The organism is Xanthomonas sp. XNM01 (assembly GCF_014851915.1).
Lineage (GTDB): Bacteria > Pseudomonadota > Gammaproteobacteria > Xanthomonadales > Xanthomonadaceae > Pseudoxanthomonas.
In genome coordinates, this window is the sequence record NZ_JACVAP010000006.1 from 149,957 (window position 1) to 166,567 (window position 16,611).

The 16,611-nt window shown below is 71.8% G+C and carries 14 protein-coding genes; 9 read left to right on the forward strand and 5 right to left on the reverse strand.

Annotation, left to right across the window (positions count from 1 at the left end; translation table 11 throughout):
- Window positions 1–170: 170 nt before the first annotated feature.
- Window positions 171–353 carry a YadA-like family protein gene (locus tag IB242_RS18390; protein ID WP_192282945.1) on the reverse strand — a complete coding sequence of 61 codons (183 nt, stop codon included), beginning with the start codon at window positions 351–353 and terminating at the stop codon, window positions 171–173.
- Window positions 350–1,930, reverse strand: coding sequence for a hypothetical protein (locus IB242_RS18395; RefSeq protein WP_192282947.1), 1,581 nt, complete (start codon window positions 1,928–1,930; stop codon window positions 350–352). The genes IB242_RS18390 and IB242_RS18395 overlap by 4 nt, the downstream gene beginning before the upstream one ends.
- Before the next feature lie 321 nt (window positions 1,931–2,251).
- Between IB242_RS18395 and IB242_RS20555 the strand changes: the two genes are divergently transcribed.
- Genes IB242_RS20555 through IB242_RS18405 form a run of 3 tightly spaced genes read left to right on the forward strand, consistent with a single transcriptional unit; the run spans window position 2,252 to window position 4,761 of the window.
- Window positions 2,252–2,527 (forward strand): response regulator, encoded by a 276-nt coding sequence (locus tag IB242_RS20555; RefSeq protein WP_225540829.1) that lies wholly within the window; start codon window positions 2,252–2,254, stop codon window positions 2,525–2,527.
- Between the two features lie 18 nt (window positions 2,528–2,545).
- Window positions 2,546–2,926, forward strand: a complete 381-nt coding sequence (locus IB242_RS20560; RefSeq protein WP_225540830.1) for a response regulator transcription factor — start codon at window positions 2,546–2,548, stop codon at window positions 2,924–2,926.
- Window positions 2,927–2,934: 8 nt separating this feature from the next.
- Window positions 2,935–4,761 carry a 7TM diverse intracellular signaling domain-containing protein gene (locus IB242_RS18405; protein ID WP_192282949.1) on the forward strand — a complete coding sequence of 609 codons (1,827 nt, stop codon included), beginning with the start codon at window positions 2,935–2,937 and terminating at the stop codon, window positions 4,759–4,761.
- A gap of 87 nt (window positions 4,762–4,848) precedes the next feature.
- Here the strand turns inward: IB242_RS18405 and IB242_RS18410 are convergent, their stop codons facing one another.
- Window positions 4,849–7,059 carry a primosomal protein N' gene (locus IB242_RS18410; protein WP_192282951.1) on the reverse strand — a complete coding sequence of 737 codons (2,211 nt, stop codon included), beginning with the start codon at window positions 7,057–7,059 and terminating at the stop codon, window positions 4,849–4,851.
- Between the two features lie 214 nt (window positions 7,060–7,273).
- Here IB242_RS18410 and IB242_RS18415 point away from each other — a divergent pair, with 214 nt between their 5' ends.
- Both IB242_RS18415 and IB242_RS18420 read left to right on the forward strand, forming a co-directional pair.
- A complete protein-coding gene (locus IB242_RS18415) occupies window positions 7,274–7,579 on the forward strand; it encodes a hypothetical protein (RefSeq protein ID WP_192282953.1) in 306 nt (101 codons plus the stop codon).
- A gap of 3 nt (window positions 7,580–7,582) precedes the next feature.
- On the forward strand, window positions 7,583–8,968 hold the full coding sequence (locus IB242_RS18420) for a DUF3619 family protein (protein ID WP_192282955.1): 1,386 nt from the start codon (window positions 7,583–7,585) through the stop codon (window positions 8,966–8,968).
- A gap of 8 nt (window positions 8,969–8,976) precedes the next feature.
- Here the strand turns inward: IB242_RS18420 and IB242_RS18425 are convergent, their stop codons facing one another.
- On the reverse strand, window positions 8,977–10,080 hold the full coding sequence (locus IB242_RS18425) for a DUF3667 domain-containing protein (protein WP_192282957.1): 1,104 nt from the start codon (window positions 10,078–10,080) through the stop codon (window positions 8,977–8,979).
- Window positions 10,081–10,173: 93 nt separating this feature from the next.
- On the opposite strand from IB242_RS18425, the gene IB242_RS18430 reads away from it, so the two are divergent.
- Both IB242_RS18430 and sppA read left to right on the forward strand, forming a co-directional pair.
- Window positions 10,174–11,556: an MATE family efflux transporter gene (locus IB242_RS18430; protein WP_192282959.1), complete on the forward strand. Its 1,383-nt coding sequence runs from the start codon at window positions 10,174–10,176 to the stop codon at window positions 11,554–11,556.
- 70 nt (window positions 11,557–11,626) lie between these two features.
- Complete coding sequence (gene sppA, locus IB242_RS18435; protein WP_192282961.1) at window positions 11,627–13,531, forward strand: signal peptide peptidase SppA; 1,905 nt, start codon at window positions 11,627–11,629, stop codon at window positions 13,529–13,531.
- A gap of 311 nt (window positions 13,532–13,842) precedes the next feature.
- On the opposite strand, the gene IB242_RS18440 is transcribed toward sppA, so the two are convergent.
- Window positions 13,843–14,088 (reverse strand): hypothetical protein, encoded by a 246-nt coding sequence (locus IB242_RS18440; RefSeq protein WP_192282963.1) that lies wholly within the window; start codon window positions 14,086–14,088, stop codon window positions 13,843–13,845.
- A gap of 43 nt (window positions 14,089–14,131) precedes the next feature.
- Between IB242_RS18440 and IB242_RS18445 the strand changes: the two genes are divergently transcribed.
- Both IB242_RS18445 and IB242_RS18450 read left to right on the forward strand, forming a co-directional pair.
- Window positions 14,132–14,908, forward strand: a complete 777-nt coding sequence (locus IB242_RS18445; protein WP_192282965.1) for an SDR family oxidoreductase — start codon at window positions 14,132–14,134, stop codon at window positions 14,906–14,908.
- A 555-nt stretch (window positions 14,909–15,463) separates the two neighbouring features.
- On the forward strand, window positions 15,464–16,426 hold the full coding sequence (locus IB242_RS18450) for a CsgG/HfaB family protein (RefSeq protein WP_192282967.1): 963 nt from the start codon (window positions 15,464–15,466) through the stop codon (window positions 16,424–16,426).
- Window positions 16,427–16,611: the final 185 nt, after the last annotated feature.

Here is a 16,611-nt window from a genome sequence, read left to right on the forward strand (position 1 = left end):
GCGTCGCGCCGTACCCAGCTGTCCGATGCGACAGCGCTCCTTTGTTGGCGCGTGGACATGACGGCGGGTGCTGCGGTACGCCGGAGCCATCGCGGCTGGTTGCGCGCGATGGCCGCGATACGTTCCTTCCTGCACCTCCATGTGCAAGAAGGAGCGCCCCCTGAAACCCGTTACCAGCTGAAACCGGCGCCTGCCGACATGCTGCGGTCCTCGCCCGAGAAACCGGCCGACAGCGAGACGCTGGCGCGCGGACCCACCAGGCGCTGGTAACCCACCGCCAGGGCCGACTGCCCCCCCTGGCTTGCAACGCCGACGCCCAGCCGGTTGGCACCGGACAGGCCGGCGGTGTTCATCGCCGCCGCGGACATCGCGCCGCCCATCGCGGCAATGCTGTCGATACGGCGGTCCAGTGCCTGGAAGCGATGCTCGGTGTCGTGGCGCAGCGCCGTGAAACGGTCGTCCAGATACTGGATGCTGCTGTCGGTGTAGCGGTTCGCGGCCTGCAGTGTCTGCGCATCGCCGTTGTCGGCATAGCGCTGGCCGATTCCAGCGTACGTGCGGCACTGGCATCGGTGTAGGTGTTGGCGGACTGGACCGCCTGTGCGGCGGCGGCGTCGCTGTAGTCGTTGGCGGCCTCAAGGTTCTGGCTCGCGGCGGCGTCGGTGTAGGCGTTGGCCGATTCCAGGGTGCGTGCGGCGGTCGCGTCGGTGTAACCGTTGGCGGCATCCAGCGTCTGCGCGACGGCGGCATCGGTGTAGTCGTTCGCCGACTGCAGCGTGCTGGCCGCGACCGCATCGGTGTAGTCGCCGGCAGCCTGCAGGGTGCCGGCATCGCCGGCGTCCATCTGGCCCTTGTTGACCGCGTCGTCCGCGGCCTGGCCATCGGCGAGGTTGCCGACACGGGTGCCACCGCTGCCGCTCAGGGTCAGCGTGGCGCCACTGGCATCGTCGTACTGCACCGCGTCGGTTCCGCCACCCGCCAGCGCGCCGAGCTGGGTGAGTCGTGTGTCGACCGCGGCGAAGGCCGCGCCGATGTCGGCATAGCTGTTGCCCTGGATCGCGTAGCCGGGCGCGGTGAGCACGCCGCCGCTCCAGCCGGCGCCGCCGCCCAGGGCGGTGGCGAACGCGCGCAGCTGGCCGATGCTGGCGGCATCGTTGTCGCCGATGCCGTCGGCCAGATGGACGACGCGGCGGCGCAGCGCGCTGCCGTAGGCGGTGCCATCGGGGCCCGGATCATCGGCGGCGTGGCCGAGCGACACGGTGTCGGCTTCGCCTGCGTACGATGCCGCACCGAGGGCGACGGCATTGTCCGCGCCGGTGGCGACCGTGCTATCGGTGCCCAGTGCGCTCGCGCGGGTCGCCTGCGCCCCGGCGGCATTGCCGAGCGCGACAGCGTAATCGCCGGTGGCGCGTGTCCGGCGCCGCTCGACGATGCTGGTGCTCTCGCTGCCGTAGAAGCCGCCGATGGCGGTGCTGTTCACGCCCGAGGCGGTGGTGAGGTATCCGAATGCGCTGGAAAAGCTGCCGGTCGCGCTGGACTGTGCGCCGAGGGCCATCGTGCCCCAGTTCGTCGCCGAGGCCAAGGCGCCGAGCGCGACCGAGTAGGGCTGGACCGTCTCGCTGAAGGCACCGATCGTGACCGAGCTGCTGCCACTGCGGGGAATGTGGGTGCCGATGCTTACGCTGCGGGAGCCGGCGACCACGTTCACCCCGATGCCGACTGCGTTGGCAGAGTTCGCGTTGACGTCGCGGCCGCAGGCGAGGCTGTTGACGAAATCCCCGGCCTCGTCGCCGGGGGTGGAGCCGCCAGCGCCGATGTCGGTGCCGTCGGGCGTCATCATCTGGCAGGCGACGCCGGCCCAGGCGGCACTGCAGGCGCCACCGGCAAGGAGAAGGACGAGGATCTGCTGGCTCAGGCGGTTCTGGCGCATGTTCGGCTCCGGAGACGGCTGGACACCCGTGTGCCCGGCGCTTCAGGGCCGGATCGTGCGCTGGCGCTGCGTAGGCGCGCCATCCCCGAAATCAGGGGGTGTGGCGCTCGCTGGCCAGGCGCATCATCGCCGGTGCGGGCAGCGGCGATGCCCGTCGCGGGCGGTGCATGGCGGCCGCCCGCGTGATCCGGTGCGTCGATCCTGCGCAGCCGATCACGTTCTGGCTGGTGGGTGGAAGCGGCCTCCGGCCGTGCCTGGGGGTGCAGGCTAGACTGCATGCGGAACCGCATGCAACGCCTGGGTCGTCGCCACGCCATGGTCATGTCTCTCTCTCCGGTCGCCTGCGACCCGGTCCTGGTCGTCGAGGACGACGCTGCATCCGCACGGCGCATGCGGCGCCTGCTGCAGGACGTGGTCGGCGGCGATGTCCGTGTCGACGTGGCCGGCGACGCCGCCTCGGCGCATGGCCTGCTGCGGGCCGGCACCTATCCGCTGGCGCTGGTCGATGTCGACCTCCCCGATGGCAGCGGCATCGACCTGATCGGCTGGATCGGCGCACAGGCGCTCGGGACCGCCGCGGTCATCGTCTCGGCCTAGGCCGCAGAGGACACGATTTTGGCGGCGATCCGCGCCGGAGCGATCGGCTATCTGCTCAAGAGCAGCGAGGACGTGGAGCTGTGCATGTCGCTGCGCAGCCTGCAGCGCGGCGGCGCGCCGATCGACCCGATGATCGCGCGCAGGATCCTGGAGGTGATGTCGGCCGTGCCCGCCGTTGCCGACCCGGCTCCGCGGCCGGAAGCGCCGGCGCTGTCGGCGCGCGAGTCGGAGATCCTGCGGCTGGTCGCGCGCGGCTACAGCAACCGCGAGATCGCCGACCTGCTGCAGCTCTCGCGCCTGACCATCGAAGGCCACACCAAGAGCATCTACCGCAAGCTGGCGGTCGGCTCGCGCACCGCGGCGGTGTTCGAGGCGCGCGCGCTGGGCCTGATCGGATGAGGGCTGTCGTGCGGCGGCTCTGCCTGCTGGCGTTGTTGGTCCTGCCCGGCGCCGCCGCCGCCGCGGTCGATCCCGATCCGCCGGCGACGCGCAGCCTGGTCCAGGCCGAAGCCGTACGGGGCGGCTGGGACCAGCAGCAGCCTCCCGAAGAAGGCTGGGAGCCGGTGCAGCTGATGGATGTGTGGACCGCGCGCTGGCCCGAGCATGACGGCGTGGTCTGGTACCGGCTGCGCTGGCAGCAGCAGGACGCGACGCAGCCGGTCGGGTTGCTGGTGGACTACCTGTGCATGGCCGGCGCGATCCAGCTCAACGGCAGCCTGATCGCGCGCGATCCGCAGCTGGTCGAGCCGCTGTCGCGCGGCTGGGTCCGCCCGCAGTACTTCCTGCTGTCGCCACCGCTGCTGCGGCAGGGCGAGAACACGCTGCTGCTGCGGGTGTCGGGCCTGTCGGCATACCAGCCGGGGCTGGGCGCGGTGGTGGTCGGCGAGCCCGCGCAGGTGCAGGCGCAGTTCCGGCGCGAACACCTGCGCCGCTACGACATCAAGCTGGTCAACCTGGCGATGGCCGGCGTGCTCGGCGCGATCTTCCTGATGGTCTGGCTGCTGCGGCGCAACGACAGCGTCTACGGCTGGTTCGCGCTGACCGAACTCAGCGGCTCGCTGTACAACGCCAACTTCATCGTTTCCAGCCCGTGGCCGTTTCCGACCACCGATGGCTGGCAGGCCTTCATCGCCGCGATGTACGTCTGCGCGGCATGCAGCTACACGATGTTCCTGCTGCGTTACTGCGAGCGCCGCTTTCCCTGGATCGAGCGCGCGATGGGCGCGGTCTGCGTGGCGGCGGTGCTGTGCGCGCTGCTGCTGCCGGGCTGGATGGGGCCTGCCCGCACGCCGTGGATCGTGTTGGGCGCGGCGTTCTTTTACGTGGCGATCGGCTTCTTCCTGGTCCATGCCTGGCGCCGCCGGCGCGTGGACACCACGGTGCTGGCGCTGTGCGTGCTGGCGCCGATCGTGGTGTCGTTCCACGACATGGCCGTGTTCATGGGCTGGCTGCGCAGCGGCACCTATCTGCTCGGGCTGACCTCGCTGTTCACCCTGGCCGGCATCGGCTTCCTGCTGGCCTACCGGTTCGTCAGCGCGATGCGGCGGGTCGAGGGGTTCAACGCGGAGCTGGAGCAGAAGGTCCGGCAGGCGACCGCCGAGCTGGCCGATTCGCTCAACCGGCAGCATGCGCTGGAACTGGCGCATGGCCGTGCCGGCGAGCGGCTGCAGCTGGTGCGCGACCTGCACGACGGCTTCGGCGGCACCCTGGTCGGCGCGATCGCGCGGCTGGAGCAGGCGCCGCAGGATCCGCCGCGCGGGGTCGTGGTGGCGCTGCTGTGCGAGATCCGCGACGACCTGCGGCTGGTGATCGACAGCACCGCGCGTGAGCATGCTGACCTGGAGGAACTGATCGCACCGCTGCGCCACCGCAGTACGCGGCTGATGGAAGCGGCGGGGATCGAGGTCAACTGGTCGCTGCGGGACCTGGCCGGGGTCGAGCTTGGCAGTGGCCGCAGCCTGGACCTGCTGCGGCTGCTGCAGGAGTCGCTGACCAACGTGTTCCGCCACAGCCGCGCACGCCAGGTCGAGGTCACGGTGGCGCGCGAGCACGGCAGCCTCCGGGTCGAGGTCAGCGACGACGGCGTCGGCGCTGCGTCCGCTGGCGCTCCGGGCGAGGGCGGGGCCGGCATCGCCAGCATGCGCCAGCGTGCGCTGCGCCTGGGCGGGCCGCTGCAGCTGGAGTCCCATGGCGGTGGCACCCGCCTGAGGCTGGAGTTTCCGCTGGCGGCGTGAGCGCTGGCGATCACGGCGGCCGATGCCGCTGCATCGCTGTGGAGTGTCGACGGCGGTCCGATACCCGCAGCCGGTGAGCGCATGACGTCAGTACAGATCCACCGGATCCACATCCAGCGACCAGCGCGCGCGCCGCGCCTCGGGCAATGCATGGATGCCGGGCAGGGCGGCGTCGAGCAGCGCGTGCAGGGCCGGGCGCGTCGGCGAGGACAGCAGCAGCTGCATCCGGTGCAGGCCGGCGCGGCGCGGCATCGGCGCCTGGATCGGGCCGAGCAGGCTGATCTGGGCCGGATTGCCGCGCGGCAGCGCCGCCTGCAGCGTGGCCTTGGCCGCACGCAGCAGGGCGGTGGCGGCATCGACGTGCTGGGCCTCGGCGCGCAGCATCGCCAGATGGGCCGACGGCGGGAAGCCGGCGGCGGCGCGCAGCGCGAGCTCGTCGTCGGCGACGCGGTCGTAGCCGCCGCCGATCAGCGCGTGCAGCAGCGGATGGTCGGGATGGTGGGTCTGCCACCAGACCTCGCCACGGCGCTGCGCGCGTCCGGCACGCCCGGCGACCTGGATCAGCAACTGGGCCAGCTTCTCGCCGGCACGGAAGTCGGAGGAGAACAGACCCTCGTCGACGCCGACCACGACCACCCGGGTCAGGTGCGGCAGGTCGTGGCCCTTGGCCAGGATCTGGGTGCCGACCAGGATGCCCGGGCGCTCGCCCAGTTCGCCGAGCAGCTTCGCCAGGCCGTCGCGGCGCGCAGTGGTGCCGCGGTCGATGCGCAGCACCGGCACGTCGGGAAAGCGTTCGGCCAGCAGTTCCTCCAGCCGTTCGGTGCCGATGCCCTGCGGCTGCAGCGCCAGGCTGGCGCAGTCCGGGCAGGCCTGCGGCCGGCTCTGGCGATGGCCGCAGTGGTGGCAGACCAGCTTGCCGCCACCGGCATGCACGGTCATCGGGCTGCCATGCAGCTCGGTGCTGCAGCGCGGGCAGCGCGCGCTCCAGCCACAGTCGTGGCACAGCAGCACCGGCGCATAGCCGCGGCGGTTCTTGAACACCAGAATTTGGCCGCCGTCGGCGAGCGCGGCCTCGATCATGCCCAGCGTGTCCGGGGCGAGGCCGGCCTGCAGCGGGCGCTTGCGCACGTCGATGATCCGCACCGTCGGCGGCTGCGCGCCGCCGGCGCGCTGGCGCAGGCGCAGATGCGCGTAGCGGCCCGCACGGGCGTTGTGCAGCGTTTCCAGCGACGGCGTGGCGCTGCCCAGCAGCACCGGCACGCCCAGCGCCTTGCCGCGCACCAGGGCGAAATCGCGCGCGTGGTAGCGGATGCCGTCCTGCTGCTTGTAGCTGCCGTCGTGCTCCTCGTCGATCACGATCAGGCCGCCGTCGGGCAACGGGGTGAACACCGCCGAGCGGGTGCCGACGATCACCCGCGCCTCGCCGCGCCAGGCCGCGGCCCACACGCGGGCACGCTCGCCGTCGGCCAGGCCGGAGTGCAGCGCATGCACCGGCACGCCCAGGCGCGCGCGGAAGCGGGCCAGGGTCTGCGGGGTCAGGCCGATCTCCGGGACCAGCACCAGCGCCTGGCGGCCGCGGGCCAGGCAGTCGGCGATCGCTTGCAGGTAGACCTCGGTCTTGCCGCTGCCGGTCACGCCTTCCAGCAGCACCGGGGCGAAGCCGGGCAGGGCGCGCAGCGCGTCGAGCGCCTGCCGCTGTTCGTCGTTCAGGACCGGGCCGGGCTGCGGCGCCGGCGCGGTGTCGGCGGCGGCCACCGCGATCCGCTCGACGAAGCCGCGTTCGGCCAGGCTGCGGGCGGCGCTGCGCCAACCCTCCAGCACGCTGCCCAGCACGTCCTCCAGCCGCGGGCCGCCGGCCAGCAGTTCGGCCAGATGACGCGGGCGGCTGCCGCGGCGCAGGCCGTCCAGGCCGGTGCGGCCGGCCTCGGTCAGCTGCCAGGCCCAGGCGTGGGTGTCGGCCAGCGGATCGCCATTGCGCAGCGCCACCGGCAGCGCGGTGGTCAGCACCTCGCCCAGCGGCGCGTGGGTGTAGCGGCCCAGCCAGCGCAGCGAGTCGAGCAGTTCGCCGGCCAGCAGCGGGACCGGGTCGAGCACGGCGATGGCCTGGCGCAGCTCGGCATAGGTGTCAGCCGGCCCGCAGGCGGCGACCAGGCCGACCAGTTCGCGGTTGCCGAACGGCACCCGCACCCGGCAGCCGACCAGCGCGTCCGATGCCGCCGTCCCGTCGGGCGGCAGGTAGTCGAACAGGCGGGGGAGCGGCACCGGCAGGGCGATGCGCAGGCAGGGAGGAGCAGGCATCGCGCCAGTTTACCCGGGCCATTCAGGACGCCGCTTCGGCCCGGCGGGCCGGCGACCGCTGCACGCTTCTGGTGCGGGCACTACCCGGCTGCGGCTTGGCGGCAGCGACGCGACATGCCGCTCACCGGGTTGCATGCCATTGCTGTGCGCCGGCTCACGGTTACGGCGCTAAACGGCCGTTGCGGAAGGACTTTTCGATTTATCCACACAAGCTGTGGATAAGCCTGTGCATCAGGCCGATGGTTCACGCCGCAAGCACGCTGCCACAAGCCACCCGCTCAGGTTGGTCAAAAAAGCGCCATCAAAAAATATCATTCAAAATCAAGTGGATATCCGTGAAACCCTGCTGAACGCAACCGGGTGGGGTGTGCAGTCGCCGCCGGATATGGCAGGGATTGCCGCTGTGCACAACCCTCGTCCCGGCCTGGGCGTACCGAACCTGACCGGAGCTGGAAGTCAAGCGCTGTCGGATCGGGCAGCGGTGGCGGCGGCGGCTATGATGGCGCCCGATGAGCAGTAGTCCATGCAGACGCGTACGTTGAACCAGGCTGCCGAGATCCCCGCCGCGCTGGTGGCCTTCCTGAAAGGAGCCGAGCGCCGCGCCTTCCTGTTCCTGTGGCTGCAGGGCGGTGACGGGGCACGCGCGGAGCGCGCGCTGGCGGCGGCGATCCGGGCCTTCCGCACCCAGGCCGAGCGCCTGCCGATGGCCGAGTGGCCCGCGGCGTTCTGGCGCCTGCTGGTGGCCCTGCCGGAGACCACGGCCGGGCGCTGGCCCGAGGGCCTGGCGGCGCTGGCCGGGATGGCCCCGGCGCCCCGGCGCGCCCTGCTGCTGCGTCTTGCCGGCGGCCTGCACGAGGACGAGGCCGCCACGATCCTGTCGGTCGAGGTGCCGGCCTATGAGCAGACGCTGGCGACGGCCTGCCCGCGGGATGCCGGCGGCAGGCCGGATGCGGTCGCCTGGCGGCGTCTGGCCGAGGGCGTGCACCAGGCCGGCCGTGATCTGCCGCCGGCGCGCCTGGCCCGGCTGGCGGCGCTGCGCGAGCAGGCGCTGGCTGCGGCGCCGGCAGGATCGCCGCCGGACTCTCTCGCCCCGACCGCAACCAAGACTCCCACCCGGGAGACGGACGCGCGGTCTGCCCGCCGGCCGCGCCGTCGCTGGCCCTGGATCCTGCTGGTCGTGCTGCTCTGCGCCGTTGCGCTGGTCGCGACCCGGGACCGGTCCTGGCCGGTCGGCCTGGCGACCCAGGACGAGGTGGCCGATCCAGACGACGTGCGCGTGCGCGATCGCGGGCCGATCCTGGTCGAGCCATTGCCGGCCTACTCGGGCCCGGCACCGGAACCGATGCTGCCGGCCGCGATGCCCGAACCGCCGGCGGACCCGGTCATCGCACGGATGGATCTGCTGTCCTGGTATGCGGCGGGCGCGCCGGCCTCGCGGCTGGAGCGCGAAGAGACGCCGGTGGAAGCGGCCGCCGACACACCGATCCCGCCGGCGCCTGCGCTGGACGTGGGAGGCGCCGGGCTGGACGCGGCATGGGCGGCGCTCGATGCGGTCGAACAGGCGCGGCTGCGCGAGAGCGCCGTCGCGTTCGATGCGCTCGATGGCGACAGCCAGCTCGCGCTGCAGTCCCGTTTCGTCGCGCTCGACCGGATGGAGCGCGCCGGCTGGCGCCTGGGGCCCGCGCTCGGGGCCGACTACCCGGCGCTGCAGCCGTTGCTCGGTTACGTCCCGGAGCAAGAGCGCGATGCGGTGCTGCTGGCGGTACGCCAGCTCGGCCCCGAACAACGCGCGCAGCTGGCGGTGCTGTCGCAGCGCACCCCCGGCCACGCCCGCGATGCGCTGCGCCGCGAGCTGCTGGCCCAGGCGCCACCGCAACGTGCGGCGTGGCTGGCGCAGCGGCTGCGCTGAGCCACCGCTCAGAGCCGGACCAGGCTCACCACCGCCAGGCCCATCGCGCACAGCATCAGCGCACCGGCATACAGGCCGCCGATGCCGAAGAACTTCAGCGTGGTCAGTGGCCAGCCCTGGCGGTAGACCCGCTTCTGCATCAGCAGCAGGTACACCGGCATCCACAGCCACAGCGCCAGTGCGACCCAGTCCAGCGCGGCGGCCAGCGGTGCGGCATGCGGCATGATCCAGCGGCCGGCCGCGACCAGCGCGAACTGCCCCAGCAGCGCCAGGCAGAGGAAGGCATGGCTGTACAGCGCCACCACCAGGTGCTCCAGGTAGAAGCGCCCGGTGGTCACGTAGAACAGCGTGAGCAGCAGCGCGAACAGCGGCACCAGCACGAACAGCGCGGTCGGCACGCTGCCCAGGAACGCGTACTTGAACAGCTCCGGATCCTTCTGCAGCCGCGGCGCGTTCTCCTGGATCCGCCGCAGCTGCCGCGCCATCCAGCCCGCGTCGTCATCGGCGACCGAGACGACCAGCGGCGCGTCCGGATCCATGCCGGCCGGCGCCTCGGCCACGCCGCCGAGGGCGACCATGCGCCGGTCCGCCGCGACATGGACGGCCGCGATGCCGCGTTCGAAGACCGGGCGCATCCGCACCATGCCCGGCCCGGCCTGGTCGCGCGCCTGCTCGAGCCCGGCCAGTGCGTCGTCGCGGATCCGCCGCACTTCCTCGATCGAGGTCGCCCGCGCCAGGGCCTGCTGGGTGCTGGTCGTGGTGGCGTCGCCGGACGCGTCGCCGCGCACCACGTCGCCGATGTTCACCGCGCCCTTGCCGACGAAGAAGGTCAGCACGCACAGGATCACGAACAGCCGCATCGGCGCGACGTAGGGCGCGCGCCGGCCGTGCAGGTAATCGTCCGCGAGGCCACCGGGCACCAACAGCCGGCGCAGGGTCCGGAAGATGCGCCCGTCCAGGTGCCAGAACGACTCGAACACCTCCTCGACCGCGTGCGCGAAGCTGCGGACCGGGCTGTGCGCGGTCTGCCCGCACTGGTGGCAGTACGCTCCCTGCAGCGGCGTGGCGCAGTTGGCGCACGCCACCGGATGGCTGTCGCTGGTGGCTGTCATGGTGCGGTCCCCGGTCAGCGGCTAAGATAGCGGCCCGCCGAGGCCCGGTGCCAGTGCTCTCCGCACGGCCGCAGCCCGCATCGTGTGTCCCTCATGTCCACCACATCCCGGCCGGCGCCACGCCTCGGCCACGAGCTGCGCGCCACCGCTTCGCTCGCTCTTCCGCTGGTACTGGGCCATGTCTCCACCGGCCTGATCAGCTTCGTCGACAACGTCATCGCCGGCCACCACGGCACCCGCACGCTGGCCTCGGTCACGGTGGGCACGGCGCTGCTGTGGCTGCCGATGATGGTGCCGATCGGCACCCTGATCGCGCTGACCGCGTCGATCTCGCAGCTCGACGGCGCCGGCCGCCGCGACCAGATCGGGCCGCTGTTCCGGCAGGCGCTGTGGCTCGGCGTCGGCCTGGGCCTGCTGATGTTCGCTTTCCTCAGCGCGGCGCCGTACGGGCTGGCCGCGTTCGGCATCGCCGCCGACATCATTCCCGGCGCGACCGCCTTCCTGCATGGCGTGCGCTGGGGCGTGCCGGCGCTGATCCTGTACTTCTGCATGCGCTACCTCAGCGAAGGCCTGCACTGGACGCTGCCGACCATGCTGCTGGGCTTCGGCGGGCTGGCGGTGCTGGCGCCGCTGGGCTACGCCTTGACCTTCGGTATCGGCCCGATCCCCGAACTGGGCGCCGGTGGTCTGGGCATCGCCTCGGCCGTGGTGATGTGGCTGCAGGCGCTGTCGTTCGCGTTGTACCTGGCCAATTCGCGCCGGTTCGCGCCGCTGGCGCTGTTCTCGCATCTGGAAGCGCCGCGCTGGAGCGCACTGCGCGGCCTGCTGGCGACCGGCCTGCCGATCGGCGTGACCGTGCTGATGGAAGGCGGGCTGTTCATCGCCACCGCGCTGCTGATCGCACGCCTGGGCGAGGTCCCGGCCGCCGCGCATCAGATCGCGATCAACGTCTCGGCGCTGTGCTTCATGGTGCCGATGGGCCTGGCCGAAGCCACCACGGTGCGCGTCGGCCACGCGCTGGGCACCGGCTCGTCCGACGGCGTGCGCCGTGCCGCCCGCGCCGGCTACGTGATCGTGCTGATCACCCAGAGCGTTTCCGCCGCGGTGCTGCTGCTGGGCCACGACGCGATCGTCGCGGTCTACACCAGCGACGTGGCGGTGGCGGCGCTGGCCTCCAGCCTGCTGCTGTACGCGGCGGCGTTCCAGTTCCCGGACGGCATCCAGGTGATGTCGGCCGGCTCGCTGCGCGGCCTGCGCGACACGCGGGTGCCGATGTTCCTGGCGATGCTGTCCTACTGGGGCCTGGGCATGCCGCTGGGCGCCGGGCTCGGGCTGTGGCTGGGCTACGGCCCGCAGGGCATGTGGACCGGCCTGATCATCGGCCTGACCGCCGCGGCCGTGCTGATGGGCCTGCGCCTGTCCTACAGCCTGAAGCATCTGCCGGCCCCGGCGGGCACAGTGACTTCAGGCGCATGAAACCCCTGGTCCCAGCCGCTATGCTGGCCCTGAATACGAACATCCAGACGTCCGTCTGCCGGAGCAATCGATGAATCCGCCTCCCCTGCGTCCCCGCAATCCCATCGCCACGTTCTTCGTGGGGCTGTGGGACGTGATGAACTTCACCCGCAGGCTGATCCTGAACCTCCTGTTCTTCGGCCTGCTGTTCCTGATCCTGATCGTGTTCCTGGCCGCGCTCGGCCGCGGCAGCGGGGTCAAGCCGCTGCAGGACGGCACCACTCTGGTGATCGCTCCGCAGGGTCGCCTGGTCGAGCAGTACACCGCCGACCCGGTCACCCGCGCCTTCACCAAGGCGCTGGGCGACAGCTCGGCCGACGAGGTCCAGCTGCGCGACCTGCTGCGCGTGATCGAGGCGGCCAAGGACGATGCCCGGATCGGGCGCGTGCTGCTGCAGTTCGACAAGTTCCAGCCCGGCGGCTACGCCTCGATGCGCGAGGTCGCGCGCGCGCTGGCCGACCTGCGCGAGTCGGGCAAGCCGGTGGTGGCCTTCGGCGAGAACATCTCGCAGTCGCAGTACCTGCTGGCCGCGCAGGCCGACGAGATCTACCTGGACCCGATGGGCGGGCTGATGCTTGAGGGTCTGGGGCGCTATCGCCAGTACTACCGCCAGGGCCTGCAGGAAAAGCTCGGCGTGGACATGCACCTGTTCCGCGTCGGCGAGTACAAGTCCGCGGCCGAGCCCTACATCCTCGACGCGGCCTCGGCCGAGTCGAAGGAAGCCGACCTGTTCTGGATGAACGACATCTGGCAGCGCTACCTCGGCGATGTCGCCGCGGCGCGCGGGATCGATGCCGCGCAGCTGGCGGCCGGTGTCGACAACCTCGCTGCCGGCATCGAGGCCGCCGGCGGCGACCTGGCCAAGCATGCGCTGGAGCAGAAGCTGGTCGACGGGCTGAAGACGCGCGAGGAAGTTGATGCGCTGATGGCCGAGAACGGCGTGGCCGACGAGGACGACGACCGCGGCTTCCGCAACGTCGACCTGGCCGGCTACATGCAGCAGCTCGATGCGAAGCGTTCGCCGGTCGACAACCGCGCGCAGGTCGCCGTGGTCGTGGCCGAGGGCGAGATCACCGGCGGCGACCAGCCGGCCGGCCGCATCGGTGGCGAGTCCACCGCCGCGCTGCTGCGCCAGGCCCGCGACGACGACGACGTGAAGGCCGTGGTCCTGCGCGTGGATTCGCCCGGTGGCGAGGTGTTCGCCTCCGAGCAGATCCGCCGCGAGGTCGAGCAGCTCAAGGCCGCCGGCAAGCCGGTGGTGGTGTCGATGGGCGACCTGGCCGCGTCCGGCGGCTACTGGATCAGCATGAATGCCGACCGCATCTATGCCGACGAATCGACCATCACCGGTTCGATCGGCATCTTCGGCCTGATCCCCAACTTCACCCGCACCCTGGACAAGATCGGCGTGCACACCGACGGCGTGGGCACCACCCGCTTCGCCGGTGCGTTCGACGTGACCCGCCCGCTGGATCCGGAAGTGGGCCAGGTGATCCAGAGCGTGATCAACAAGGGCTACGCCGATTTCACCGGCAAGGTCGCGCAGGCGCGCGGCACCAGCGTCGAGGCGGTGGACCAGGTCGCCCGCGGCCGGGTCTGGAGCGGCCTGCAGGCGCAGGAGCGCGGTCTGGTCGATGCACTGGGCGGCCTGTCCGACGCGGTCGCCGATGCGGCCGAGCGCGCCAAGCTGGGCGAGCGCGGCAAGTACCGCGTGCGCTACGTGGAAAAGGCCGGCAGCCCGTTCGAGCAGTTCATGAGCGGCTTCGCCGGCAGCCGCATGGGCGCGGCCCTGCTGCAGGATTCCGGGCTGGCGCGCAATGTGCTGGCCAGGACCATGCCGGAGACCGAGGCCCAGCTGCGCTTCGTCGAGAACGCGCTGAAGGACCGCAACGGCGCGCCGGTGAAGTCGCTGGCGTACTGCTTCTGCGGACTGTGACGGCACGCCGGACGGCGTACCGTCCGGCGGCCTGATCCCCGACGGCCCGGCCTCATCGCCGGGCCGTCGTCGTTTCCGGCGGGCCAACGGGCGGGAACGCGGCCGGCGCGCTTACCGTACTCGGGTGCGAATGCCGCAGTGCAGGGGTGACTGGAAGCCAGACCGCCCACGCGACGGGCATCGTGGAGCGTTCCGGATCGAATCGGGAATGCACAGCGGCGCGGCGTCGATGCCACGGCGGCCGCCTACGCTGGATCCGGGCATGTCCGGATGGCGGAAGTGCCGCGCCAGGCCGCTTGGAGTGAACGGGCTCAGCCGCCTTCGGCGGCGTCGATCTGCGCGCGCTGCGCGTCGGCGTTGTCCTGCAGCGTCTTCTCCACCGCACGCGCGGTGTCCTGCGGCGCCTGGATCGCATCGCGCAGCTCGGTGGCGGCCTGCGCCTGCGCCTGCGGCTCGGGCGGCTGCTCGGTGGGCGGCGGTTCCGGCCGGCACGCGGCCAGGGACAGCGTGCCGGCGAGCACGGCGCCTGCGGCGATCGAGCGGACGAGGATGGGCATCGTCTGGCACCTCCACACGGGGTCGTGCGGCTATCCTACGCCGATGACGACACCACGATGGCGACTGGACGGACAGCGTGCCCTGGTGACCGGCGCCAGCGCCGGCATCGGCCTGGCGATCGCGCACGAACTGGCCGCGCTGGGTGCCGACCTGCTGCTGGTCGCGCGCAACGAGGATCCACTCGGCCAGGCCCGCGACGAGCTGCTGGATCTGCATCCGGACCGCGAGATCCACGCGATGGCCGCCGACGTGGCCGACGACGAGGACCGCCAGGCGATCCTGGACTGGGTCGAGGACCACGGCGACGGGCTGCACCTGCTGGTCAACAACGCCGGCGGCAACGTGACCAAGGCGGCGGTCGACTACACCGAGGACGAGTGGCGTTCGATCTTCGAGACCAACCTGTTCTCCGCGTTCGAACTGTCGCGTTACGCGCACCCGCTGCTGGCCCGTCATGGCGCCGCGTCGGTGGTCAACGTCGGCAGCGTGTCCGGCCTGACCCACGTGCGCAGCGGCGTGGTCTACGGCATGACCAAGGCGGCGATGCACCAGATGACCCGCAACCTGGCCTGCGAATGGGCCGGCGACGGCATCCGCGTCAACGCGGTCGCGCCGTGGTACATCCGCACGCGCCGCACCTCCGGGCCGCTGTCGGATCCGGAGTACTACGAGGAGGTCATCGCGCGCACGCCGATGGCCCGGATCGGCGAGCCGGAAGAGGTCGCCGCGGCGGTGGCCTTCCTGTGCCTGCCGGCGTCGAGCTACGTGACCGGCGAGTGCATCGCGGTCGACGGCGGATTCCTGCGCTACGGGTTCTGATCCGCGCGCGACGCACGCGGCAGGCGGTCGGGATCTCGGCCACCCGGTGAGGCGCGCCGCGGGCCGGATGCGTCAGCAGCCGCCCGGGCGACGTGGAATGGCCGAGCACCGCGGCACAGCGGGCGGCGAACCCGGCGAAGCGCGGCGGCGGGACGCCCCCCGGACCGGTCGCCAGCCGATACCCGGTGCACGTCTCGCCGGGCTGAACGGCCGCGCCACCTGCCGATGTCGTGCGGGTCCTGGCCCTGCCGCCCGCGGCCGGTACCGGACGTTCCTGGAGGTCATCGTTCCCTCCGGACCGGCCCGGACCGCAGCGGGCGTTCGTGACCGTCCCGGCGGGCCACAGGCCTGGCCATGGCGGTAGGACCGGGGGCAACCCGCCCGACATCGACCGTTGATCACGCTTCTGGAACCGGCCAGCGCCAGGGCACTGACGCCCGGCCGGACCCTGCTCTATGATCGCCCGGCCATCGCTGCCTGGCGCTGCGGTGGCACTCCATTCCAAGGCCGAACCGCCGACGCCGGCACGGCCGACCATCAGAAGAAGGATCGACCATGCGTAGAGGGAATTCGTCGCTGTCCGTGCTTGCCGTGTCCCTGCTGATCGGCCTCGCCGCCACCGCGCCGGCGATGGCGCAGCGGGCGAGCGCCCAGCAGCAGCGCCAGGACCAGATGGCCCAGATCCCGGTGTGCCAGAAGCCGCTGGGCACGCTCTCGGTGCTCGAGCCGGAGGATTCGGTGCAGTGGTGGACCGGCCAGCAGCTGCCGGCGCCGTCGCGCCTGATCAAGGTGATGGTCAGCAAGTCGCGCTGCTTCACCCTGGTCGATCGTGGCGCGGGCATGGCCGCCGGCCAGTTCGAGCGCGAACTGGCGGCCAGCGGCGAGCTGCGCGGCCAGTCCAACGTCGGCAAGGGCCAGGTGCGCGCCGCCGACTACGTGATGGTCCCCGACCTCATCTCGCAGAACAGCAACGCCGGCGGCAATGCCGTCAGCGGTCTGCTGGGCGGCCTGATCGGCGGCGACGTCGGTCGCGCGGCCGCCGGCCTGAACTTCCGCAAGAAGACCGCCGACGTGGTCCTGACCGTGACCGACGTGCGCTCCTCCGAGCAGGTCGCGATGGCCGAGGGCAACGCGAAGAAGACCGACCTGGGCTGGAACGGCAGCGGCGCGCTGTTCGGTTCGAGCGGCTTCGGCGCGGCGGGCGTGGGCGGCTACGCCAACACCGAGATCGGCCAGGTGATCACCCTGGCCTACCTGCAGGCCTACATCGCCATCGTCGACCAGCTTGGCGGCCTGCCTGACAACGCCTCGGCCGCCGGCGCCCATCAGGCGGTCACGGTGACCAAGCCGGCGCGCCTGCTGGCCAACGCCCAGGGCACCGGCAGCGCCGTGCGCACGCTGGAGCCGGGCATGATGCTGTACCCGACCGGCAACAAGGAGGGGATGATGTGGGAAGTCGAGGACGAGCTGGGCAACAAGGGCTGGGTCTCGTCGACCATGATCGAACTGTCGAGGTGATCCTGCGGGCCGCGCGTCGGGCGCGCACCAGGTGAAGGACGGAGCCGGCGTGAGCCGGCTTCGTCGTTTCCGGGGATCGGCTGGCGTCGAGCGTGGGTGCCAGCATCGCGTCTCACCTCACTGGCATGGCTTGCCGTGCTTTTGCTTTCGCTTCGCTTTCAGTCCTTGTCTTTGTCTTTTGTGCC